This window comes from Flavobacterium sp. (genome assembly GCF_044341185.1).
Lineage (GTDB): Bacteria > Bacteroidota > Bacteroidia > Flavobacteriales > Flavobacteriaceae > Flavobacterium.
In genome coordinates this window covers 1-20,357 of the sequence record NZ_JBIISE010000018.1, presented here as the reverse complement: position 1 = coordinate 20,357, position 20,357 = coordinate 1, and the positions used below count along the sequence as shown (strand labels likewise).

Genomic DNA, 20,357 nt, shown 5'->3' with positions numbered 1-20,357 from the left:
TTAATTTCGCAAGAAAACAAAAAAGATGTTACAAACTGTGATTTTTGATATGGATGGTGTAATTGTGGATACAGAGCCCGTACACAATTATGCGTATTATGAGCATTTTAAGTTGTTAGGTATTGAGGTGTCTGCAGAAATGTATGCTTCTTTTACAGGAAATTCAACAAAAAATGTGTTTCAAAAAATTAAAGACCATTTTGAAGTAACTGAAGATATTCACACTTTAGTAGAAAAAAAACGAAGTTTATTTAATGATGCTTTCGATACCAAAGCAGACTTGTTTTTATTAGAAGGGGTGGAGGAATTAATTAAACAATTACATCAAAATGGTATTCAGTTAATTTTAGCATCTTCCTCATCTAAAGTAACTATAAATCGCGTTTTTAATCGTTTTAAATTACATTCCTATTTTTCGCACATTGTTTCTGGAGAGGATTTTCCTCAGTCGAAACCCAATCCAGATATTTTTTTAGAAGCCGTAAGGTTATCAAAATCTAACAAAGAAAATTGTATTGTTATTGAAGACAGTACTAACGGAATAAAAGCCGCAAATGCTGCTGGCATTTATTGTGTAGGTTATAGAAGTGTTAATTCCAAACAACAAGATTACAGCTTGGCAAATTTAGTAATAGATAGTTTTGATGAATTAGATTATAAAAACATATTAAAATAAATTAACCAACGGCTTCTTTATATACGCGTAAACATTTTTCTCTTGCTTCTTTATGATCAACAATTGGATTTGGATATTGTAGTGTTTCCAATTCAGGAATCCATTTTTTGATGTATTTTAATGCTGCATCAAATTTTTTAATTTGCTCAGTTGGATTAAATATTCTAAAATAAGGTGCGGCATCAACACCTGAACCTGCTGCCCATTGCCAATTGCCAACATTACTTGATTGTTCATAATCTAATAATTTAGAAGCAAAATAAGTTTCACCCCAACGCCAATCAATTAATAAATGTTTGCATAAAAAACTAGCTACCACCATTCGTACGCGATTGTGCATATGTCCAGTAGCATTTAATTCTCTCATACCTGCATCTACCATTGGATATCCGGTTTTTCCATCACACCAATTTTTAAATAGCTTTTCATCATTTACCCATTTTATTTCATCGTATTTAGGTTTGAAACTTTTGGTTTGAGTGTGAGGGAAATGCCATAAAATTTGCATGAAAAATTCGCGCCAAATTAATTCTTTTAAAAAAGTTTCATTTTCGAATTTTAAAGCGTGTTGCACTAATTTTCTGATGCTAATAGTTCCAAATCGCAAATGAATACCGACTAATGACGTCCCGTTTTTAATTGCTGGAAAATTTCTAGTAGCTTCATATTCTGAAATTAATTTTTCAGAAATTGTGTACTCGGGAAGTGCAATTTTACTAATCTCAAAACCAATATCTGCTAAAGATAAAAAAGGGTAGGGATGCGATGCTATATTATTTAGTAACGTCTCGGAAGGATAATTTACAAGTTTAGTTTCTTTTAATTTTGCTTTCCACTTATTTGAAAACGGGGTATATACTACATACGGCAAACCATCATCCTTGGTAATTTCAGACTTTTCAAAAATTACTTGATCTTTACACGTTTTAAATTCAATTTTATTTTCTTTAAATACTTCATTTAATATGACGTCTCTTTTTCTAGCATACGGCTCATAATCGTGATTGGTATAAACCGATTTTATTTGGTTATCTTCAATTAGTTTTTCAAATACTTCAATTGGTTTTCCATGAAAAATGGCTAGTGATTTGTTAATTTTTCCAAGTTCGACATTTATTTTTTCAAGTTGATTATGAATGAAAGTTACACGAGCATCGTTTTTTTCAAGATGTTGCAAAATGGTTTCGTCAAAAATAAAAATAGGCAAAACAGTATCATTACTTTGTAAAGCATGAAAAAATGCGGTATTATCATCTAAACGTAAATCTCTTCTAAACCAAAAAATTGTCATATTACTTAAATTCTCCAAAAAGTTCAATTAATTTTTTTCTTCTGTATTCAAAAATCTCATCTAGCTTTGGTTTTACAATAAATGGATGTACCAATTGTCCTAAAATCCCCATTGGAACTTTATAATCGATAATATCTTCCATTTCCACGCCACCTGGTATTTCTTTAATAAAATGTTTATGATGCCAAAGAGCATAAGGTCCAAATCTTTGCTCATCTACAAAATATTCTCCTTCAACTACATGTGTAATTTCGGTAACCCAAGTCGTTTTAATTCCTAATATAGGCGTAACAATATATTGAATGATTTGTCCAGCAAACATCGGTCTATCTGCACCACTCAATATATCAAAACTCATATATTCAGGTGTTATTGCTTTTAAATTTTTTGGACTAGATAAAAAATCCCAAGCTTCTTTTTTAGAAATGGGTAAATTTTGTTTGGATGCTAATCTGTATATTTTCATTTTTTAGAATTTAATTATGCAAATATACATTTGTTTAATATTATAAATAAAATAATAAACAAAATTATTAAAAAAAAATGCCTTAAAATTTTTAAGGCATTTAAATTATTTAATAAAATATGTATTATAATTTCATTTCTGTTTTCTTAACAATTTTAGCAATTCTCTTTCCTAAATCACCCATTAATTCGGTTAAAGCACTTTCACACATTGGTAAGATCTTTTCTGGAGTAATAATAGGTAATCCACTTACCATTACGGATGTTTTTTTTGATCTTTCAGATTCAGAAAAAGCAAACACTTTTTCACCTGTTTTATTATATAAAGCCATTCGTGTTGTAGCTCTCATTTTTACAGTAGCTGTACTACCAACTCCGAAACCTTTTTCTAATGCAAAATCAATATTTACAAACATTACACCATCAGCTTTGTCAGCAAAAAGCTTCGCAATAGCAACTTCATTTGCTTGACCACCTAAACCTTCATAAATATATTTATATTTATCAAACATTAAATAGTTTTTAGCTTCATATTTCGATAAATCAAATTTCGGTTGAAATGCTTGATATGCAGCATTATTTAATACTTCATTTTCTGAAATTAGTTCAAAAGGAAGTTCTTTTGAATAGTTATTAAAAAAGTTGTCATGATATTGGTTTAATATCGGGTTTAAATTAAAGTTAGGATTGTCTCTTAAATTTAAAACGTCTCTCAACAAAAAATCTAGACCTACTCCTAAGTCGTCAAATGCAACCATTTTATTTGCATAAAAGGTTACTACTGCGATTTTTTTCTTTTGAGAAAAACCTAATTGCGATATCACTAATAACGCTAAGTATAAAATTTTAATTTTTTTCATAGTTTGTAGTTTTTAATCTACAAATCTAAATGATTATTTTTTAGTAAACAAAAATTTCATTTTAGGTTTTAATATATTAAACTTTAATAAAACAAAATTTAATAGTAATTTAGCAAAAAAATATTTGAATTATGAAAAAATATATCTTATTTAGTTTATTCTTGATTTCAGAAGTTTTGTGTGCGCAAATTGTTACGCCTCAAGCTAGTCCAATTTCAAAAATTGATCAAACTGTAGGTTTGACGAATATTAGTTTGGAATATAATCGACCTAGTGCAAAAGGAAGAATTGTATATGGTGAGTTAGTTCCTTATGGAAAAAATTGGAGAACTGGTGCAAACAAAAATACAACAATTACTTTTTCGCAAGATGTTTTAATAGATGGCAAGCCAATATCTAAAGGTTCATATGCTCTGTACACTACACCAAAAGCAGATTCATGGGACATTATATTTTATAAAGACACTGATAATTGGGGTTTGCCAGAAGAATGGATGGAAGAAAAAGTTGCGTTAAAAACATCAGCAAAGCCTGAAAGTTTAAATCGATTAGTTGAAACATTTACTATTTCATTTAATAATGTAACAACTGAGGCTGCTAATTTAGAATTGTCTTGGGAAAAAACTTTAGTATCAGTAAAAATTGAGGTACCTACTCAAAAAATTGTTTTGAAATCTATTGAAGACGTTATGAATGGTCCTTCTGCAAAAGACTATTATGCAAGTGCACAATATTATTATCAATCAAATACTGATTTAAATAAAGCATTACTTTGGATGAATCAAGCAATTCCTTTATCAGGTGAGAAAGTACCGTTTTGGTATTACAGATTAAAATCTTTAATTCAATTTAAATTAGGCGATAAAAAAGGAGCAATTGAAACCGCAAAATTATCTTTAGCAGGTGCTACAGCAGAAAAAAATGAAGATTATATAAAACAAAATAAAGACAGTATTGAATTGTGGTCTAAATAAATTCCACATTACTTAAGAAAAAAAATGCCATTCAATTTGAATGGCATTTTTTTTATATGGTTTTTAGACTTTCTATTAAAACATCAATTTCCTCATTTGTGTTATAATGACTAAATGATATTCGTAATGAAGGTTTATTTATTTCATCTGAAGATAAAAATTCTGCCAAAACGTGTGAGGGTTTTACACTCCCGCTTTGGCAAGCACTTCCTCTGGAAACTGCAATGCCTTTCATATCTAAATTAAATAAAATTAACGCCGTTTTTTCTTCTGAAAAAGGTAATAATACATTTAAAATATTATAGAATGTATTTTCTCCATTAACAATAATTCCATCAAAATTTGCGTGTAGTTTGGTTATACAATATGATTTTAATTCTGTTATATATTTTGTTTCTTCGATTAATTGTTCGTTTGCAATTTCAAATGCTTTTGCCAAACCTGCAATTTGATGAACGGCTTCTGTACCAGCTCGTAATCCTTTTTCTTGTTCGCCACCGAACAACATAGGTTGTATTGCTGTGTTCTTTCTAATAAAAGTAAAACCTATTCCTTTTGGTCCGTGGAATTTATGTGCGCTTGCCACTACAAAATCTATAGGAGTCTTCTGTAAATCAATGGCGACTTTACCAATAGATTGAACCGTATCACAATGAAAAACAGCTTTGTATTTTTGACAAATAGCAGTAATTGTATCTAAATTTAATTGCGTTCCAATTTCGTTATTAACGTGCATTAATGTTACTAAAGTTGGAATTTTATCATCTAATTTTCGTTCGAAATCAAATAAATCTAAATTTCCATTAGGCAGAACGGAAATATATTCTACTTCAATTCCAAATTCCTTTTGCAAATTTAAAACCGTATATAAAGTGGCGTGATGTTCAATTTTGCTGGTAATAATTTTTTTAATACCATTATTTTTAATCATTTCTCTTAAAATCCAATTTGTTCCTTCTGTTGCACTTGAAGTGAAAATGATTTCTTGAGCAGAACAGTTTAAATATTTTGCAATTGTTTTTCTTGAGGTTTCAATTATCGATTTCGCACTTCTACCAAAACTATGCGTAGAAGATGGGTTTCCAAAATCGTTTTGCAACACATCTATCATCGTTTGAATTACTTCAGAACGTAACGGAGTAGTGGCTGCGTTATCTAAATATATTTTCTTCATCAAATTAATTTTGCTTAATGTAAATTTCCATAGCACCCAATCCATATTTTCCGTAATTGGCTTCTTGGATTACTATGTTTTCATATCGTCTTAATAAATATTCTAACTCGCTTTTTAAAACGCCATCACCAACTCCGTGAATTAACACTACACGATTGTAACGTTTAGAAATTGCAAAATCCATAGCTCTTTTCGCTTCTTCAAGTTGAATATTTAATTTATCGAAGTTAGTTAAATTTTGATTTTTTCCCGTAATTATTTTTTCTAAATGCAAATCCACTTCAAAAACCATTGGATCTTTTTTGCTCAATTTGGTTAAAACCGAACCTAGTTTTTTTGGAATTTCTTTTTCTGCTAATACTTTAGAAAGGTTGCCTTCAAAATTAATTTTAGGCGCATCACTTGCGATTTTTATAACTTCTTTTTGATTATATATTAACTCAAATCCATCTTTAGTTTCAATAACAATTGAATTGTCCGATTGAAATCGTAAAATTACACCTTCTAAATTATCATCTAAAACCTGAACAACATCTCCAATTTTCATTGCGTTTTCCATAAAATAGTATATTTTTACAAAAGTAAAATAATAACTTTAAAAACCATTTAATTTTGAAAATAGTTGTCATAGATAATTACGATAGTTTTACCTACAATTTAGTCCACTATTTGGAAGATTTAGGCGCAACGGTTACTGTTTTTAGAAATGATGAATTTGAATTAAAAGAGTTAGACGCTTTTGATAAAATAGTTTTGTCGCCAGGGCCAGGTATCCCTAACGAAGCAGGTTTGTTAAAAGAAGTCATACAAACGTATGCCAAAACAAAAAGCATATTAGGAATTTGTTTGGGCTTACAAGCCATTGGTGAGGTATTTGGTGGTACATTAATAAATTTAGAAAAGGTATATCACGGAGTAGCATCAAAAATTACGATTATTGAAAACGATACTATTTTTACTAATTTACCAAATGAAATTGAAGTAGGTCGTTATCATTCTTGGGTAATTTCAAATGACAATTTCCCACAAAATTTGATTATAACTTCAATTGACGAAAACAAACAAATTATGTCAGTTAAGCATAGTGTTTACGATGTTCGAGGTGTGCAATTTCATCCAGAAAGTATTCTTACTCCAGATGGAAAAAGAATATTAGAGAATTGGTTGAATAATTAATTATCTAGTAAAAACCAATTTATTTCCTTCAGATAAATTACTATCAAATGCATAACCTTCATAGTTGAAACCTTTTAAATCATCAACAGTTTCTGCATTTGTATCAATAATGTAACGTACCATTAAACCTCTGGCTTTTTTCGCAAAAAAAGAAATCATTTTGAGCTTTCCGTCTTTATAGTCTTTAAATTCTGGAGTAATTACAGGAACTTTTAATTTTTTAGTATCAACAGCAGAAAAATATTCGTTACTGGCTAAATTCACAAATAACTCGTCTTTATTTAATTCTGAATTTAAATAATCTGTCACTGATTTTTTCCAAAATTCGTATAGATTTTTTTTAGTACCAATTTGTATCGAAGTACCCATTTCTAAACGGTAGGCTTGCATTAAATCTAAAGGTTTCAAAACGCCATATAATCCAGATAAAATTCGCAATTTATCTTGTAAAACGGTAACTTTCTCAACAGGTAACGAATATACATCTAAACCTGTGTACACTTCGCCATCAAAGGTGTAAATTGCTGGTCGTGCATTTTCTGTCGTAAAAGGTAGTTGCCATTCTTGGTTTCTTTGCCAATTCAAATCTGCTAATTTTTCAGAAATATCCATTAATTCCATTAATTGTTTTGGCTTTTTCTTTTTTAAGGTTTTCTGAATGGTTTCAGCTTGTTTTAAAAAAGATGCTTCCGTAAATAATGAAGTAGGAAGTTCTTTATCTAAATTTAAAGATTTTGCTGGAGAAATAACAATTTTCATTTTACAGATTTTTTTCAAAATTAGTCATTACCATTATTTTTTACAACACAGATTTGAGAAAATACTTAAATCTTGAATTAAAAATTGAAATTTGATATTGTTATTGCGATTGTTTATCTTCGCAAAATGATAAAAGTAATTCTTTTAGGTTCAGGAAACGTGGCTACACATTTATTTCAAGCTTTTTCGAAAGTTGATGAAATAGAAGTAGTTCAGGTTTTTTCAAGAACGGTATCAAAAGATTTTCCTGAAACACTTCAAACATCTGACTTTTCAAAAATTGTAGAAGCAGATGTTTATATTATTTGTGTTTCAGATAATGCTATATCAAGCGTTTCGTCTCAATTACAATTTGAAAATAGGTTAGTGGTTCATACTTCGGGAAGTTCTGATTTAAATGCACTTGATAGTAAAAACAATAAAGGTGTTTTTTATCCGTTACAAACCTTTACTAAAAACAAAGCCGTTGATTTTTCTGAAATTCCAATTTGTTTAGAAGCCGAATCTGTTTCAGATTATACTGTTTTAGAAAAAGTTGCGAAAACAATATCAAAAAAAGTAATCGCTATATCAGGTGAACAGCGAAAAGCACTTCACGTTTCTGCCGTTTTTGTTTGTAATTTCACGAATCATTTGTATGCTATTGGAAATACGATTTGTATAGAAAACAACATACCGTTTGAAATTTTACAGCCATTAATAAAAGAAACCGCTCAAAAAATACAATCACTTTCACCAAGCGAAGCACAAACGGGTCCAGCTGTAAGAAATGATCAAAAAACCATAGAAAAACATATCGATTTTCTTACAAACGAAAATCTAAAAGAAATATATAAAATTCTGACAAAATCTATTCAAAATGGCTAAAAGTTATAAAGAAATAATGAATGATATTAAAGCGTTTATCTTTGATATCGATGGCGTTTTAACTGACGGAACGGTTCATATTTCAGAAGACGGACAATTGCTTCGTCAAATGAATATTAAAGATGGCTATGCTATGAAAGCTGCTATTGACAAAGGATATCCTGTTTGTATTATCTCAGGTGGAAGTAACGAAGGTGTTCGTGTTAGATTGCAAAATTTAGGGATAAAAGATATCTATTTGGCAGCACCAAATAAAGTTGAAAAGTTCTACGAAATTTGCGATGCCTATCAATTGAAACCTGAAGAAATTCTATATATGGGAGACGATATTCCTGATTATTTAGTTATGCAAAAAGTAGGATTACCAACTTGTCCTCAAGATGCTGTACAGGAAATAAAAGGTGTAAGCAAATATATTTCTCACGCAAATGGTGGAAAAGGCGCTGTAAGAGATGTAATTGAACAAGTCTTAAAAGTTCAAGGGAAATGGATGGACGATTTTGATGCTAAGTTTTTTTAATTTCTATCAAGTTTTATGAAACATTTTTTTAAATTAATTCGAATTGAAAATTTAGTACTGTTTGCATTTATACAACTCATTATTAAATACGGATTCTTGAATCATATTCATTTTAAAGATGCTTTAGGCGCGCCTCAATCATTAGTGCTTTGGCAGTCTTTATCCAACTTTCAGTATGTATTATTAGTTTTCGCAACGCTTTTTATTCTAGCAGGCGGCTACATAATTAATGCCGTTTTTGATGTAGATACCGACAACATTAACAAACCAAATGAAATGGTTATTGGAACTCATATTTCTGAAAAAACAGCCTATAATCTGTATTTTGCTTTTACTTGTTTGGGTGTTGGAATTGGATTTTATTTGAGTCGTGTTATCAATAAACCGGCTTTTGCTACGATATTTGTCATTTGCGCGGCTTTATTATATATTTATTCGAATGGATTAAAACAAATTCCAATTTTAGGAAATACAATTGTGGCACTTGTAGCGGCATTGTCTATAGTAATCATAAGTTTTTTCAATATTTTACCCGCTATTTATGGTGGTAATGAATTTTTCATGAAAACGTTAGTTTCTATTCTTACAGATTATGCGATTTTTATTTTCCTATTACAATTTGCTATAGAAATTATCAAAACAATTACAAATGAAAAAGGCGATGCTACCTTTGGAATTTCAACTGTTGCGACATCTTTCGGAATTAAAAATGCAAAAATTATAGGTACGGCTTCGTTAGTCCTTTTTATTAGTTATCTAACTTATTATTTGGTTGAAAATTTAGCACATAATCTGTATGCTGTAGGATATTTCATACTATTTATTATTGCGCCTTTGTTATTTGTTGCAATCAAATTATTTCAATACGAAATAAACAAAGAGTACCTTTTGGTAATTAGAATTCTGAGAATGGTTCAAATTACTACTATGTTGTCTTTGCTAATCATATTAATTTCAATGCAATATGCTTAACGAGAAATTCAAAAATCATAAAATTATTTTAGCATCGGGGTCACCAAGAAGACAGCAATTTTTAAAAGAATTAGATATTGATTTCGAAATTAGGTTAAAAGAAATTGAAGAGATTTATCCAAATCATTTACAAGCGGAAGAAATAACTGATTTTTTATCTAAATTAAAAGCCAGTGCTTTTGAAAACGACCTACAAGATAACGAAGTTTTAATTACTTCAGATACGATTGTTTGGTTAGAAAATAAGGCCTTAGGAAAACCTAGCGACGCTTCTCAAGCAGTAAAAATGCTAACGGAAATGTCCGGAAAAACCCATAAAGTTATTACTTCTGTTTGCATCAAAACTAGACAAAAAGAACTTGTTTTTCACGATGAAACATTAGTAACTTTTGCCAAGTTAACTTTAAAAGAAATTGAGTATTATTTAAACAATTATAAGCCTTTTGACAAAGCAGGTTCGTATGGTATTCAAGAATGGATTGGCTTAGTAGCTATTGAAAAAATTGAAGGGAGTTATTCCAATGTAGTGGGCTTGCCAACACATAAATTGTATAAAGAATTAATGAATTTTTGAGTTTTAATATAGATTTAACTTTTAAAACACAGATTTAAAAAATTATATAAATTTTTAAAATTTCTTAAATCCGTGTTTAAAAACAATGATTTTTGGAATTGCTTTTGATAATGTAATTGAAATATCTTACATTTGTAGCCACAACACACACAATATGAGTCAAAAAACATTGCTCAATTCAAAAGAAGTCAACATCATTCTACATCGATTGGCCTGTCAATTAATCGAAAAGCATCTCGATTTCTCCAATACTATTCTTATCGGAATTCAACCAAGAGGAACTTTTTTAGCCAATAGATTGTCACAGATTTTAAAAAACGATTACCAAGTTTCCGATTTAAAATTGGGGTTTTTAGACATTACTTTCTTTAGAGACGATTTTAGAAGAAACGAAAAACCTTTTGAAGCCAATCAAACGCAAATTGATTTTTTAGTGGAAGACAAAAATGTCGTTTTTATAGACGATGTATTGTATACCGGTAGAAGTATTCGTGCAGCTTTGACTGCAATACAATCTTTTGGAAGACCAAAATCTATAGAACTTTTAACCTTAATTGATAGACGATTTAGTCGTGATTTACCCATTCAACCTGATTATCGAGGTCGACAAGTAGATGCCATCAATAATGAAAAAGTAGTAGTGAAATGGGCTGAAAATGATGGTGAAGACGCCGTTTATATTGAGGTAAAGGGATTGAATAATTAAAGAAAAACAACACATATAAAATGAAAGAATTAAGCGTCAATCATTTATTAGGAATAAAGTACATCAATAAGAATGATATTAATTTAATTCTTGAAACCGCTGATCAGTTTAAAGAAGTAATTAACCGTCCTATAAAAAAAGTACCTTCTTTACGAGATATTACCATTGCAAATATCTTTTTTGAAAACAGTACTCGTACCAAATTATCTTTCGAATTGGCACAAAAACGACTTTCAGCCGATGTAATGAGTTTTTCTTCTGCACAATCATCAGTAAAAAAAGGGGAAACCTTAATTGATACTGTAAATAATATCTTAGCTATGAAAGTGGATATGGTAGTTATGCGACATAGTTCGCCTGGTGCCGCTCATTTTTTATCGCAACACGTTAATGCAAGCATAGTAAATGCAGGTGATGGTGCACACGAACATCCCACACAAGCTTTATTAGATAGTTATACGATTAGAGAGAAATTAGGTGAAGTTGCTGGTAAAAAAATAGTTATTGTTGGTGATATATTACACAGTAGAGTAGCGCTTTCCAATATTTTTGCCTTACAAATGCAAGGGGCTGAAGTAAAAGTATGCGGACCCAAAACATTGATTCCTCAATATATCAATTCTTTAGGTGTAACTTATGAACCCAATTTAATCAAAGCATTAGAATGGTGTGATGTAGCGAATATGTTACGTGTTCAAAATGAAAGACTTGACGTGAGTTATTTTCCAAATACACGCGAATATACACAGCAGTTTGGACTAACAAATGAAATATTAAATAACCTAAATAAGGAAATTGTAGTTATGCATCCAGGACCTATAAATCGTGGTGTAGAAATTACTTCTGATGTAGCTGATGGAAATCATTCCGTTATTTTAGATCAAGTAGAAAATGGGGTAGCGGTGCGAATGGCAGTTATTTATTTATTGGCGAGTAAGATTAAAAATTAGTTCAAATGAAAGTAGAACAGAAAGGTCATACTACCATAATTAAAGATACTGAAAGTAGTTTTGAAGTGTTTTTAAATATATTAACTGAACAATATAATTCGTATAAATCAGTTAATTTAATAATTGATATTACACACGATAAATCATTTGAAATAAGCAACTTAAAGCAATTTTCAGATTTAGCAAAAACACATAAAAAAAATAAAAAATCTTTTGTAGTTGTTGCTACAGATATTGATTTTAATAAAGTACCAACTTCAATTACTACAGTTCCTTCGTTACTTGAAGCGCACGATATTATTGAAATGGAAGAAATTGAACGCGACTTAGGATTTTAATTATGAAACTTTCCAATCAAACTAAAATATACATTTTTACAGCATTATTATTTGGATTTACTTTTTTGAGTGCAATGCTTATATTTTCTGGATTAAAAACCAATGAATATAATTTTTTAGCCATTTCTACAAATGTATTATTAGCATTTAGTATGATTCTGCAAATCATCAAATTAAGCAAAATAGAAAACAACAAATAATGACAACTAGAGCCAAATTCAACTTGTTTTTTCTACTATTAGCTATTATTTTATTAGTGCTGAATATAATTATATCTTACCAAGAAAATAAAGTAGAGTGGTTTAGATTAATTTCAAATGTCTTGTTAATCTTCCTTTTTTCTATGAATATTTACAACGAGAATAAGAAACAAAAAAAACACTAATTTCACTTGAAAATTAAAATATTAGGCTGTTATGCCGCTACACCAAGAACCATAACCAATCCTACATCGCAAGTTTTAGAGATTAAAAATCATATGTTCTTAATAGATTGCGGTGAAGGCACACAAGTACAATTGCGCAAACAGAAAATTAAGTTTTCGCAAATTGAACATATTTTCATTTCCCATTTACATGGCGACCATTTTTTTGGTTTAATTGGCTTAATTTCTACTTTTATGTTATTGGGTAGAGAAAAAGAGTTGCACATTTATGGTCCGAAAGGCATTAAAGAAGCCATTTTATTGTTGTTGAAATTAGGTAACGCATATACTTCCTATAATTTATTTTTTCACGAATTAACTTCCAAAGAAAGCGAAGTTATTTACGAAGATGAAAAAGTAAAAGTTACTACAATACCTCTAAAACACAGAGTGTACACCAATGGTTATTTATTTGAAGAAAAAAATACAGAGCGAAAATTGAATATTGATGCCATCTTAAATTACAATGTTGAAAAATTATATTACAATAAAATAAAATTAGGCGGTGATATTACTTTAGATGATGGAAGAATTATACCAAATTCAGATTTATCTTTTGATCCTGAAGAAGCGAAAAGTTATGCGTTTTGTTCGGATACTTTGTATAATGAAGATGTAATTCCGTTAATTAAAAATACAACGGTTTTGTATCACGAAAGTACGTTTTTAGAAAGCGAATCTCATTTAGCTGAAAAAACTATGCATACTACTGCGAAACAAGCTGCAAAAATTGCTAAATTAGCAGACGTAAAACATTTATTATTAGGACATTATTCAACTCGATATGGAAATATTGAATTATTCAGAACCGAAGCAAAAGAAATTTTTGAAAACGTATTACTTGCTGACGATGGATTAGAATTTGAATTTTAAATTTATTACACAGAGATTCACAAAGATTGATAGAGAAACCTAAAACCCTTCACCCTTTACCTATAAAAAATGAAAGATTTATCCGATTATAGAAAATCATACGACAAAAGCGAATTATTAGAAAACACCATTCCTGATGATGCGATTCAATTGTTTCACAACTGGTTTTATGAAGCAGAAGAACAAGAAAATGGAGAAGTTAATGCGATGACGGTTTCTTCTATAGGTTTGGATGGTTTTCCAAAAAGTAGGGTAGTACTACTAAAAAAATTCAATGAAGAAGGTTTTATATTTTACACCAATTATAATTCAGAAAAAGGAAAAGCCATTTTGCAACATCCAAATGTTTGTATTTCTTTCTTTTGGCCGATATTAGAGCGTCAAGTAATAATAAAAGGAATTGCTGAGAAAACATCAGGTACTATTTCAGATAATTATTTCGATTCACGTCCGGAAGGCAGTAAGTTGGGAGCAATTGTTTCGAATCAAAGTGAAGTAATTCCTTCAAGAGCTTTTTTAGATGAAAAATTAAAAAATTTAGAAAAAGAAGTGTCAGGTTCCGAAATTAAACGACCAGAAAATTGGGGTGGCTTTTTGGTTAAACCTGTTGAAGTAGAATTTTGGCAAGGAAGAGCCAATCGCTTACACGATAGAATTCGTTATAAATTAGAAGAAGATTTCAGTTGGAAAATAGACCGTTTATCGCCCTAATGACTTTTATTCTGATTCATCATTTTCATCATCTTCTGTAACCGCGTCTAATTCGTCTTCGTCACTAATTAGTTCGAAAAAAGTAAATGTTGTTCCTCCGTAAGTTCTAGAAAAAGAAAAATTATCTAAATGTTCTAATTTCGTATCTTTAGAATGTTCAATTATTAGCATTCCTTCTTCGTCTAAAATATCATTTTCAAAAATCAAAAATGGAATTTTCTCAAAATCTTTTTGATCAATATGATACGGTGGATCTGCAAAAATAATGTCGTAACTTCCTTTGTGCTTTTGTAAAAAAGCAAAAACATCACTTTTTATAGGTGTTATATCAAAGTCAAATTCCGTTGCAATTTTTCGTATATAATTTACACAACCCATATCTGCATCCACTGCTACCAAAGGTGTGGCGCCACGAGAAGCAAATTCATAAGCAATATTACCTGTTCCAGAAAACAAATCCAATATTTTTAATTCTCCAAAATTAAAATGGTTATTTAAAATATTAAACAAGGCTTCTTTAGCCATATCTGTTGTTGGGCGGACTGGTAAGTTTTTAGGGGCTTGTAAACGTCTACCTTTATATTTTCCTGAAATTATTCTCATGAGTGAAACAAAATAAAATGCTTTAACAGGTCGCTTTCAGGAACATCTAAAATGGCTATTAAATTAGAAACATCTAACAAACTACAGTTTCTTATATATTTATAAGCAATTTTAAACGCATCACTTTCTTCTGAAATATCACCTAAAAACTGCACAGGAATTATTTCTGGATTAAGCTGTAATTGCTCGTAGGTAAACAATAAAAAATAGATAAAATCTTCTAATGAATTATAAATAAACGTATTAAATAATAACAGATTTGTGTTTTTGGTAACTGTAATTTCAAATCTATCGTGTTGAAAATGTACCCAAACTTGTTTTGTATCCTTATTTTTAGAAAAATCTAACGCTTTTTTTACAAATATGGAGTTGCAATTTTTATAATCAAACGTATCGTAATGATCTAATAAATAGTTGTTTATATTGGTATATGGAATAAAAACATTGTTTAAATCGTACGTATCTAAATAATCGAAAGCAAAATAATCGGTTTCAAATACTTTTGAATTGTATTGTAAATAACTACCTAAATAATTGGGATCAAATAAAGAAGAAGGCACAAATGTATTTAAATTTGAGTTGTGCAATACAACTACATCATCATATTTTTCTTCAAGAATTGGATTTTCCACAAAAACTTTCCATAATTCTTCCTCTAAAACATTTTTAGTGTTTATAGCATACGATTTGTAAGTAATTATTTTATTCGAAATCAAATCAATAACACAAAAAGAAAGGTCACTATATGACACCTCAAAGCAAAGCTTTTTATATGTTTTTTGAGTAATATCCTGATTCATATTTTTTGTTTGAATTACAAATTTACATTTTTTACGAGAATTAAAAACCTTCAAATGAAATTATATTTAAAATCCTTGCTATATTTGAAGTTCGTAAACTAAAAATGAATGTCGCCAACGCAATTTTATAAAATTTTAATGGATAATTTTCCTTTTCAGCCTACTGCTAATCAGGATGTTTTCTTTCAAAAAATTGCTACCTATATTTTACAATCAAAAGACGACCTATTTGTATTAAAAGGATACGCTGGAACGGGTAAAACAACTGTGATTTCCACTTTAGTAAATCAATTAAGCGTTGCTAATAAAAAATCGGTAATGTTAGCGCCTACGGGTCGGGCAGCTAAAGTAATGTCGGCCTATTCTGAAAAACCTGCTTTTACCATACACAAACGTATTTATTTTCCTAAAAAGAATAAAAATGGTGGCGTTGGTTTTGTGATGCAAGCCAATAAATTTAAAGATACGATTTTTATTGTAGATGAATCGTCAATGATTTCCGATCAATCTAACGAAACGAGTTTGTACGAAAACGGTTCTTTATTAGATGATTTATTGTTTTATGTTGATGCTGGGCAAAATTGCAAATTGATATTAGTTGGTGATACGGCTCAGTTGCCTCCAGTGAATTCAGATATTAGTCCTGCTTTGGATATTCAATCTTTACAAGTGAATTACGACAAAGAAATAGTTCATATTGAATTGGATGAAGTGATGCGACAAGCTGAAAATTCAGGAATATTAAGCAATGCTACTGAATTACGAGCGCTTTTAAAATCGCATTTTATTGATGATTTTAAATTCAATTTGAAGTCGTTTAAAGACATTATTCGATTGGATGATGGATTTGATATAGAAGACGCCATTCATCAATCGTATCGAAATTATAGTACAGAAGACACCGCATTCATTGTGCGTTCCAATAAAAGAGCCAATCAATACAACCAGCAAATAAGACAACGTATTTTAGATAAAGAAAGTGATTTGTCGGCTGGCGATTTATTAATGGTAGTAAAAAACAACTATTTTTGGCTAAATGAAACTTCACAAGCTGGTTTTATTGCCAATGGCGATATTATTGAAGTGTTGAAAATAAGAAATATTCAAGAATTATATGGATTTAAATTTGCCAATGTTACCATCCGAATGATTGATTATCCGAATGAAGCACCATTTGAAACCGTACTGCTTTTAAATACGATTGAAAGTGAAGCGGCATCGCTAACGTATGAAGAATCGAATTTATTGTATCAAGAAGTTTCTAAAGATTATGAAGACGAAATTCATAAATACAAGAAACTTTTAAAAGTAAAAAACAATCCATATTTTAATGCCTTGCAGGTGAAATTTTCTTATGCGATTACGTGTCATAAATCGCAAGGAGGGCAGTGGAGTAGTGTGTTTGTAGAAAAACCCTACTTACCTAATGGCGTAGATAGAGATTATATTAGATGGTTGTACACGGCAATTACTAGAGCCAAAGAAAAGTTATATTTAATTGGGTTTAAAGATGAAAATTTTGAGTAATTTTGAAACCAAATAGAAACATAGATAAATTTTTAAGTATTCATTTGGTTTAAAAGTTAATTTTGAAATAAAACCAAACCTTTGACCCAAAACCTTTAACCCATTTACAATGAAAATAATTGCTGTCATCCCTGCGCGTTATGCCTCTACACGATTTCCTGCTAAATTAATGCAAGATTTAGGTGGAAAAACAGTTATTTTACGAACATATGAAGCGGCTGTAGCTACTAATTTGTTTGACGATGTATTTGTTGTAACCGATTCGGAATTAATTTATAACGAAATTATTTCGCATAATGGAAAGGCAATAATGAGCATCAAAGAACACGAAAGTGGTAGCGATAGAATTGCTGAAGCCGTTGAAAAAATTGATGCAGACATTGTTATAAATGTGCAAGGTGACGAACCATTTATCAATAAAACACCTTTAGAACAAATTATTAAGGCATTTCAAAATGATACAGATAAGAAAATTGATTTGGCTTCTTTAATGTTTGAAATTAATGACAAGACTGAAATTGAAAACCCAAATAATGTAAAAGTAATAACTGATCAAGAAGGGTTTGCTTTATACTTTTCTCGTTCCGTAATTCCGTTTCCACGTGAGGAAAATGTGGGTGTACGATATATGAAACATATTGGCATTTATGCCTTTAGAAAACAAGCGTTATTAGACTTTGCTAAATTACCGATGTTGTCTTTAGAAGCATCAGAAAAACTAGAACAATTACGTTATTTGGAATACGGAAAACGCATTAAAATGATTGAAACGTCCCACGCAAGTATAGGAATTGATACACCAGAAGATTTAGAAAAAGCGAGACGATTAATATAATTTAATTGTAGAAAATTCTATAATCCGTGGCAAATTAAAATTATTTTATAACAATCTCAGTTTCTTTTTTAACTATAATTTCTGGTTTACCCTTATATAATATAACGGTTCCCGTAACACAAATAGTTTTTGTATCTAACGTTAGTGGATCGTAAGAAAATGCTTCTCTGTCTAATTTAAAAACTACTACAGAAAACGCATTGTCTGGAAAAGGTTTTCCAAAATTCAACAGTGCATTTCCACCTTTCGTTTCGTGAATTCCAGTTACTTTTTCGCAGATTGTTATTGTTTTTCCTTCAAAAGAAGCGATGTTTTCTAATGTTGGAGTAATTTCTTGAGCAGAAACCAATACTGTCCCAAATAAAAACAGTGCTATAATTACTTTTTTCATAATTAAAATTAATTGGTTTTAGTAGCTAATTTATAATTCTCACTTACTTGGTTCCAGTTGATAACGTTCCAAATAGATGTTAAATAATCGGCACGTTTGTTTTGGTATTTTAAGTAATACGCGTGTTCCCAAACATCAATTCCTAAAATAGGTGTGCCTTTGGTTTCTGCAACATCCATTAACGGATTGTCTTGATTAGGCGTAGAAGAAACGACCAATCTATTATCTTTATCAACAGAAAGCCAAGCCCATCCAGAACCAAATCGGGAAGTGGCAGCAGCATTGATTTTTTCTTTTAACGCATCCATACTTCCAAACGTATCCATAATTGCTTTTTCTAAATCTGCTGAAGGTTTGGTGTTTTTTATTGGTGTTAGTAGTGACCAAAATAATTCGTGATTATAATGTCCGCCTGCATTGTTTCTAATTGCTAGACTCAATTTTGAGACATTCGAAAAAATCTCTGTTAGTGTCATAGTAGCAGCTTCAGTACCTACAACAGCAGCATTTAAATTTTTAATATACGCGGCGTGGTGCTTAGAATAATGGATTTCCATAGTTTGTGCATCTATGAAAGGTTCTAAATCAGTATAAGCATAAGACAATGGTTTTTGAGAAAACTGTGCTGAAACGGATAAAGTAAGTAAAAGTAAAACGGCTACTATTTGAAATTTTTTCATAATATTGATTATTAATTTGTAAAACTTGTTGTAGCAAAGTTAGTTGTTTTTTGTAAAGGACGTTATAATTTAACAGGAAGTATTTAATAATATTACTTTAATTATCAATTGTTGGGATTAGAACCTTCCTGTCTTAATTTCATATTAATCAAAAAGTAGATTTACTTGTATAAAATTTTGTTTAAAAATTTGTTAAAATTGTTAAACAAAATATTTTTTTTATATATTTGTGTTGATAATTTATTACATATAACCTTATTATGAAAAACATTAAATTTTTACTACTATTAACTAGCATTTTGGTCAGTGTTTTTGTATCTTGTTCATCAGGTGATGAAACTATCGAAACACAAAAAAGTAGTGCTTTACGAATTTATCTTAATGAATTCAAACAAGCAAATAATATTACAGGAAGAAGTGTAGCAACTGCTTCTGATTTATGTTATGAATTTGTTTATCCATTAACACTTTCTTACAATAATGGAACGACAGTTAGTGTATTTAATGAAACAGAATTAATTGCTGTTCTTGAAAGCGAAACAAGTGAATTGTACATTAATGGAATTGCGTTTCCGTTTAATTTAATTGCTCCTGGAAGTACTACACCGATTACTATTTCAAATGAATCAGAATTTTGGAGTTTAATAAACGCTTGCGATATGGATACCTACGACGATTATATTGCTCCAGGTTCTTGTTATTCGTTTGTTTATCCGTTTTCATTTTTAATGAGTAACAATCAAACAGTTATTTTAAACAACGAACAAGATTTATTAAATTTAGTAGCACAACTAGGAAATAGTAATAATTATATCGTCAATTTAGTATACCCTTTTTCAGTAAATAGCAACAATACAATTATTCAAATTGATAATGAGTATGAATTTGCTGAGTTAAATATGGATTGTGATGATAATAATTGCAATTGTCCAACTGATGTGAATCCGGTTTGTGTAAATGTTGGTGGAGTCATTATCACTTTCCCAAATGCTTGTTTAGCCGTATGTGCAGGATATACTACATCAGATTTTGTAAATTGTAATTAATATAAAAAGTATTTACTTAATAAACTCCAGCAGTAATGTTGGAGTTTATTTTATATAAATTGATGTTTCAATACACTTTACATACACTATCCATACACTATCTATACACTAACTACGGAGTATCTATACACTATCTCTTTTTTATATGATATTTTGTATCTATTA

26 protein-coding genes are annotated in these 20,357 nt (G+C 29.9%); 16 read left to right on the top strand and 10 right to left on the bottom strand.

From position 1 onward, the window contains the following. Positions 1–25 precede the first annotated feature (25 nt). Positions 26–676 (top strand): HAD family hydrolase, encoded by a 651-nt coding sequence (locus ACIQZ1_RS05490; RefSeq protein WP_396159782.1) that lies wholly within the window; start codon positions 26–28, stop codon positions 674–676. 1 nt (position 677) lies between these two features. Here the strand turns inward: ACIQZ1_RS05490 and ACIQZ1_RS05485 are convergent, their stop codons facing one another. The 3 genes from ACIQZ1_RS05485 to ACIQZ1_RS05475 form a co-directional block, all read right to left on the bottom strand. Then, on the bottom strand, positions 678–1,967 hold the full coding sequence (locus ACIQZ1_RS05485; protein ID WP_396159780.1) for a cryptochrome/photolyase family protein: 1,290 nt from the start codon (positions 1,965–1,967) through the stop codon (positions 678–680). Between the two features lies 1 nt (position 1,968). After that, positions 1,969–2,433, bottom strand: coding sequence for a cell division inhibitor (locus ACIQZ1_RS05480; RefSeq protein WP_396159778.1), 465 nt, complete (start codon positions 2,431–2,433; stop codon positions 1,969–1,971). A 124-nt stretch (positions 2,434–2,557) separates the two neighbouring features. After that, complete coding sequence (locus tag ACIQZ1_RS05475) at positions 2,558–3,292, bottom strand: hypothetical protein (RefSeq protein WP_396159776.1); 735 nt, start codon at positions 3,290–3,292, stop codon at positions 2,558–2,560. Between the two features lie 131 nt (positions 3,293–3,423). Here ACIQZ1_RS05475 and ACIQZ1_RS05470 point away from each other — a divergent pair, with 131 nt between their 5' ends. Then, positions 3,424–4,266 (top strand): DUF2911 domain-containing protein, encoded by an 843-nt coding sequence (locus ACIQZ1_RS05470; protein ID WP_396159774.1) that lies wholly within the window; start codon positions 3,424–3,426, stop codon positions 4,264–4,266. 52 nt (positions 4,267–4,318) lie between these two features. On the opposite strand, the gene ACIQZ1_RS05465 is transcribed toward ACIQZ1_RS05470, so the two are convergent. Continuing rightward, complete coding sequence (locus tag ACIQZ1_RS05465; protein WP_396159772.1) at positions 4,319–5,440, bottom strand: cysteine desulfurase family protein; 1,122 nt, start codon at positions 5,438–5,440, stop codon at positions 4,319–4,321. 4 nt (positions 5,441–5,444) lie between these two features. Then, the gene (locus ACIQZ1_RS05460) at positions 5,445–5,999 is read right to left on the bottom strand and encodes a Smr/MutS family protein (protein WP_396159770.1); all 555 of its coding nucleotides are present in this window, start codon (positions 5,997–5,999) and stop codon (positions 5,445–5,447) included. Between the two features lie 50 nt (positions 6,000–6,049). Here ACIQZ1_RS05460 and ACIQZ1_RS05455 point away from each other — a divergent pair, with 50 nt between their 5' ends. Continuing rightward, positions 6,050–6,616: an anthranilate synthase component II gene (locus tag ACIQZ1_RS05455; protein WP_396159828.1), complete on the top strand. Its 567-nt coding sequence runs from the start codon at positions 6,050–6,052 to the stop codon at positions 6,614–6,616. Here the strand turns inward: ACIQZ1_RS05455 and yaaA are convergent, their stop codons facing one another. Next, complete coding sequence (yaaA, locus tag ACIQZ1_RS05450) at positions 6,617–7,375, bottom strand: peroxide stress protein YaaA (RefSeq protein ID WP_396159768.1); 759 nt, start codon at positions 7,373–7,375, stop codon at positions 6,617–6,619. A gap of 126 nt (positions 7,376–7,501) precedes the next feature. Between yaaA and ACIQZ1_RS05445 the strand changes: the two genes are divergently transcribed. The 10 genes from ACIQZ1_RS05445 to pdxH all read left to right on the top strand — a co-directional run bounded on the left by ACIQZ1_RS05445 (position 7,502) and on the right by pdxH (position 14,310). Then, entirely contained in the window at positions 7,502–8,242 is a 741-nt protein-coding gene (locus ACIQZ1_RS05445) for a Rossmann-like and DUF2520 domain-containing protein (RefSeq protein ID WP_396159766.1), read from the top strand. Beyond that, entirely contained in the window at positions 8,235–8,762 is a 528-nt protein-coding gene (locus ACIQZ1_RS05440; RefSeq protein WP_396159765.1) for a KdsC family phosphatase, read from the top strand. The genes ACIQZ1_RS05445 and ACIQZ1_RS05440 overlap by 8 nt, the downstream gene beginning before the upstream one ends. A gap of 15 nt (positions 8,763–8,777) precedes the next feature. Then, positions 8,778–9,734 (top strand): geranylgeranylglycerol-phosphate geranylgeranyltransferase, encoded by a 957-nt coding sequence (locus ACIQZ1_RS05435; protein ID WP_396159763.1) that lies wholly within the window; start codon positions 8,778–8,780, stop codon positions 9,732–9,734. Continuing rightward, positions 9,727–10,308, top strand: coding sequence for a Maf-like protein (locus ACIQZ1_RS05430; RefSeq protein WP_396159762.1), 582 nt, complete (start codon positions 9,727–9,729; stop codon positions 10,306–10,308). Before ACIQZ1_RS05435 ends, ACIQZ1_RS05430 begins: the two co-directional genes overlap by 8 nt. A gap of 154 nt (positions 10,309–10,462) precedes the next feature. Continuing rightward, the gene (gene pyrR / locus ACIQZ1_RS05425) at positions 10,463–11,014 is read left to right on the top strand and encodes a bifunctional pyr operon transcriptional regulator/uracil phosphoribosyltransferase PyrR (RefSeq protein WP_396159826.1); all 552 of its coding nucleotides are present in this window, start codon (positions 10,463–10,465) and stop codon (positions 11,012–11,014) included. Between the two features lie 20 nt (positions 11,015–11,034). Continuing rightward, complete coding sequence (locus ACIQZ1_RS05420) at positions 11,035–11,964, top strand: aspartate carbamoyltransferase catalytic subunit (protein WP_396159760.1); 930 nt, start codon at positions 11,035–11,037, stop codon at positions 11,962–11,964. Positions 11,965–11,969: 5 nt separating this feature from the next. After that, the gene (locus ACIQZ1_RS05415; RefSeq protein WP_396159758.1) at positions 11,970–12,302 is read left to right on the top strand and encodes a ribonuclease Z; all 333 of its coding nucleotides are present in this window, start codon (positions 11,970–11,972) and stop codon (positions 12,300–12,302) included. A gap of 2 nt (positions 12,303–12,304) precedes the next feature. Next, positions 12,305–12,502, top strand: coding sequence for a hypothetical protein (locus tag ACIQZ1_RS05410; protein WP_396159756.1), 198 nt, complete (start codon positions 12,305–12,307; stop codon positions 12,500–12,502). A 191-nt stretch (positions 12,503–12,693) separates the two neighbouring features. Beyond that, the gene (locus ACIQZ1_RS05405; protein ID WP_396159753.1) at positions 12,694–13,599 is read left to right on the top strand and encodes a ribonuclease Z; all 906 of its coding nucleotides are present in this window, start codon (positions 12,694–12,696) and stop codon (positions 13,597–13,599) included. A 69-nt stretch (positions 13,600–13,668) separates the two neighbouring features. Beyond that, the gene (gene pdxH / locus ACIQZ1_RS05400; protein WP_396159752.1) at positions 13,669–14,310 is read left to right on the top strand and encodes a pyridoxamine 5'-phosphate oxidase; all 642 of its coding nucleotides are present in this window, start codon (positions 13,669–13,671) and stop codon (positions 14,308–14,310) included. A 6-nt stretch (positions 14,311–14,316) separates the two neighbouring features. Here the strand turns inward: pdxH and rsmD are convergent, their stop codons facing one another. Together rsmD and ACIQZ1_RS05390 are read right to left on the bottom strand one after the other, a co-directional pair. Then, positions 14,317–14,913 carry a 16S rRNA (guanine(966)-N(2))-methyltransferase RsmD gene (gene rsmD, locus ACIQZ1_RS05395; RefSeq protein ID WP_396159750.1) on the bottom strand — a complete coding sequence of 199 codons (597 nt, stop codon included), beginning with the start codon at positions 14,911–14,913 and terminating at the stop codon, positions 14,317–14,319. Next, positions 14,910–15,713 carry a DUF3822 family protein gene (locus tag ACIQZ1_RS05390; protein ID WP_396159749.1) on the bottom strand — a complete coding sequence of 268 codons (804 nt, stop codon included), beginning with the start codon at positions 15,711–15,713 and terminating at the stop codon, positions 14,910–14,912. The genes rsmD and ACIQZ1_RS05390 overlap by 4 nt, the downstream gene beginning before the upstream one ends. Before the next feature lie 108 nt (positions 15,714–15,821). On the opposite strand from ACIQZ1_RS05390, the gene ACIQZ1_RS05385 reads away from it, so the two are divergent. Together ACIQZ1_RS05385 and kdsB are read left to right on the top strand one after the other, a co-directional pair. Continuing rightward, on the top strand, positions 15,822–17,240 hold the full coding sequence (locus ACIQZ1_RS05385; RefSeq protein WP_396159747.1) for an ATP-dependent RecD-like DNA helicase: 1,419 nt from the start codon (positions 15,822–15,824) through the stop codon (positions 17,238–17,240). Positions 17,241–17,349: 109 nt separating this feature from the next. Further along, positions 17,350–18,075, top strand: a complete 726-nt coding sequence (kdsB, locus tag ACIQZ1_RS05380; protein WP_396159745.1) for a 3-deoxy-manno-octulosonate cytidylyltransferase — start codon at positions 17,350–17,352, stop codon at positions 18,073–18,075. 40 nt (positions 18,076–18,115) lie between these two features. On the opposite strand, the gene ACIQZ1_RS05375 is transcribed toward kdsB, so the two are convergent. Together ACIQZ1_RS05375 and ACIQZ1_RS05370 are read right to left on the bottom strand one after the other, a co-directional pair. After that, positions 18,116–18,466: a hypothetical protein gene (locus ACIQZ1_RS05375; RefSeq protein WP_396159743.1), complete on the bottom strand. Its 351-nt coding sequence runs from the start codon at positions 18,464–18,466 to the stop codon at positions 18,116–18,118. An 8-nt stretch (positions 18,467–18,474) separates the two neighbouring features. Continuing rightward, positions 18,475–19,146: a superoxide dismutase gene (locus ACIQZ1_RS05370; RefSeq protein ID WP_396159742.1), complete on the bottom strand. Its 672-nt coding sequence runs from the start codon at positions 19,144–19,146 to the stop codon at positions 18,475–18,477. 260 nt (positions 19,147–19,406) lie between these two features. On the opposite strand from ACIQZ1_RS05370, the gene ACIQZ1_RS05365 reads away from it, so the two are divergent. Then, complete coding sequence (locus ACIQZ1_RS05365) at positions 19,407–20,192, top strand: hypothetical protein (protein WP_396159740.1); 786 nt, start codon at positions 19,407–19,409, stop codon at positions 20,190–20,192. Positions 20,193–20,357 lie beyond the last annotated feature (165 nt).

Excerpts from the sequence above, each read along its gene's own strand:
- yaaA (WP_396159768.1), bottom strand. The coding sequence starts at position 7,375 with ATGAAAATTGTTATTTCTCCAGCAAAATCTTTAAATTTAGATAAAGAA.
- rsmD (WP_396159750.1), bottom strand. The coding sequence starts at position 14,913 with ATGAGAATAATTTCAGGAAAATATAAAGGTAGACGTTTACAAGCCCCT.
- ACIQZ1_RS05460 (WP_396159770.1), bottom strand. The coding sequence starts at position 5,999 with ATGGAAAACGCAATGAAAATTGGAGATGTTGTTCAGGTTTTAGATGAT.
- ACIQZ1_RS05375 (WP_396159743.1), bottom strand. The coding sequence starts at position 18,466 with ATGAAAAAAGTAATTATAGCACTGTTTTTATTTGGGACAGTATTGGTT.
- ACIQZ1_RS05415 (WP_396159758.1), top strand. The coding sequence starts at position 11,970 with ATGAAAGTAGAACAGAAAGGTCATACTACCATAATTAAAGATACTGAA.
- ACIQZ1_RS05410 (WP_396159756.1), top strand. The coding sequence starts at position 12,305 with ATGAAACTTTCCAATCAAACTAAAATATACATTTTTACAGCATTATTA.
- ACIQZ1_RS05390 (WP_396159749.1), bottom strand. The coding sequence starts at position 15,713 with ATGAATCAGGATATTACTCAAAAAACATATAAAAAGCTTTGCTTTGAG.
- pyrR (WP_396159826.1), top strand. The coding sequence starts at position 10,463 with ATGAGTCAAAAAACATTGCTCAATTCAAAAGAAGTCAACATCATTCTA.
- ACIQZ1_RS05480 (WP_396159778.1), bottom strand. The coding sequence starts at position 2,433 with ATGAAAATATACAGATTAGCATCCAAACAAAATTTACCCATTTCTAAA.
- ACIQZ1_RS05465 (WP_396159772.1), bottom strand. The coding sequence starts at position 5,440 with ATGAAGAAAATATATTTAGATAACGCAGCCACTACTCCGTTACGTTCT.
- kdsB (WP_396159745.1), top strand. The coding sequence starts at position 17,350 with ATGAAAATAATTGCTGTCATCCCTGCGCGTTATGCCTCTACACGATTT.
- ACIQZ1_RS05490 (WP_396159782.1), top strand. The coding sequence starts at position 26 with ATGTTACAAACTGTGATTTTTGATATGGATGGTGTAATTGTGGATACA.
- ACIQZ1_RS05430 (WP_396159762.1), top strand. The coding sequence starts at position 9,727 with ATGCTTAACGAGAAATTCAAAAATCATAAAATTATTTTAGCATCGGGG.
- ACIQZ1_RS05470 (WP_396159774.1), top strand. The coding sequence starts at position 3,424 with ATGAAAAAATATATCTTATTTAGTTTATTCTTGATTTCAGAAGTTTTG.
- ACIQZ1_RS05420 (WP_396159760.1), top strand. The coding sequence starts at position 11,035 with ATGAAAGAATTAAGCGTCAATCATTTATTAGGAATAAAGTACATCAAT.
- ACIQZ1_RS05370 (WP_396159742.1), bottom strand. The coding sequence starts at position 19,146 with ATGAAAAAATTTCAAATAGTAGCCGTTTTACTTTTACTTACTTTATCC.
- ACIQZ1_RS05385 (WP_396159747.1), top strand. The coding sequence starts at position 15,822 with ATGTCGCCAACGCAATTTTATAAAATTTTAATGGATAATTTTCCTTTT.
- ACIQZ1_RS05435 (WP_396159763.1), top strand. The coding sequence starts at position 8,778 with ATGAAACATTTTTTTAAATTAATTCGAATTGAAAATTTAGTACTGTTT.
- ACIQZ1_RS05445 (WP_396159766.1), top strand. The coding sequence starts at position 7,502 with ATGATAAAAGTAATTCTTTTAGGTTCAGGAAACGTGGCTACACATTTA.
- ACIQZ1_RS05485 (WP_396159780.1), bottom strand. The coding sequence starts at position 1,967 with ATGACAATTTTTTGGTTTAGAAGAGATTTACGTTTAGATGATAATACC.
- ACIQZ1_RS05440 (WP_396159765.1), top strand. The coding sequence starts at position 8,235 with ATGGCTAAAAGTTATAAAGAAATAATGAATGATATTAAAGCGTTTATC.
- ACIQZ1_RS05475 (WP_396159776.1), bottom strand. The coding sequence starts at position 3,292 with ATGAAAAAAATTAAAATTTTATACTTAGCGTTATTAGTGATATCGCAA.
- ACIQZ1_RS05365 (WP_396159740.1), top strand. The coding sequence starts at position 19,407 with ATGAAAAACATTAAATTTTTACTACTATTAACTAGCATTTTGGTCAGT.
- pdxH (WP_396159752.1), top strand. The coding sequence starts at position 13,669 with ATGAAAGATTTATCCGATTATAGAAAATCATACGACAAAAGCGAATTA.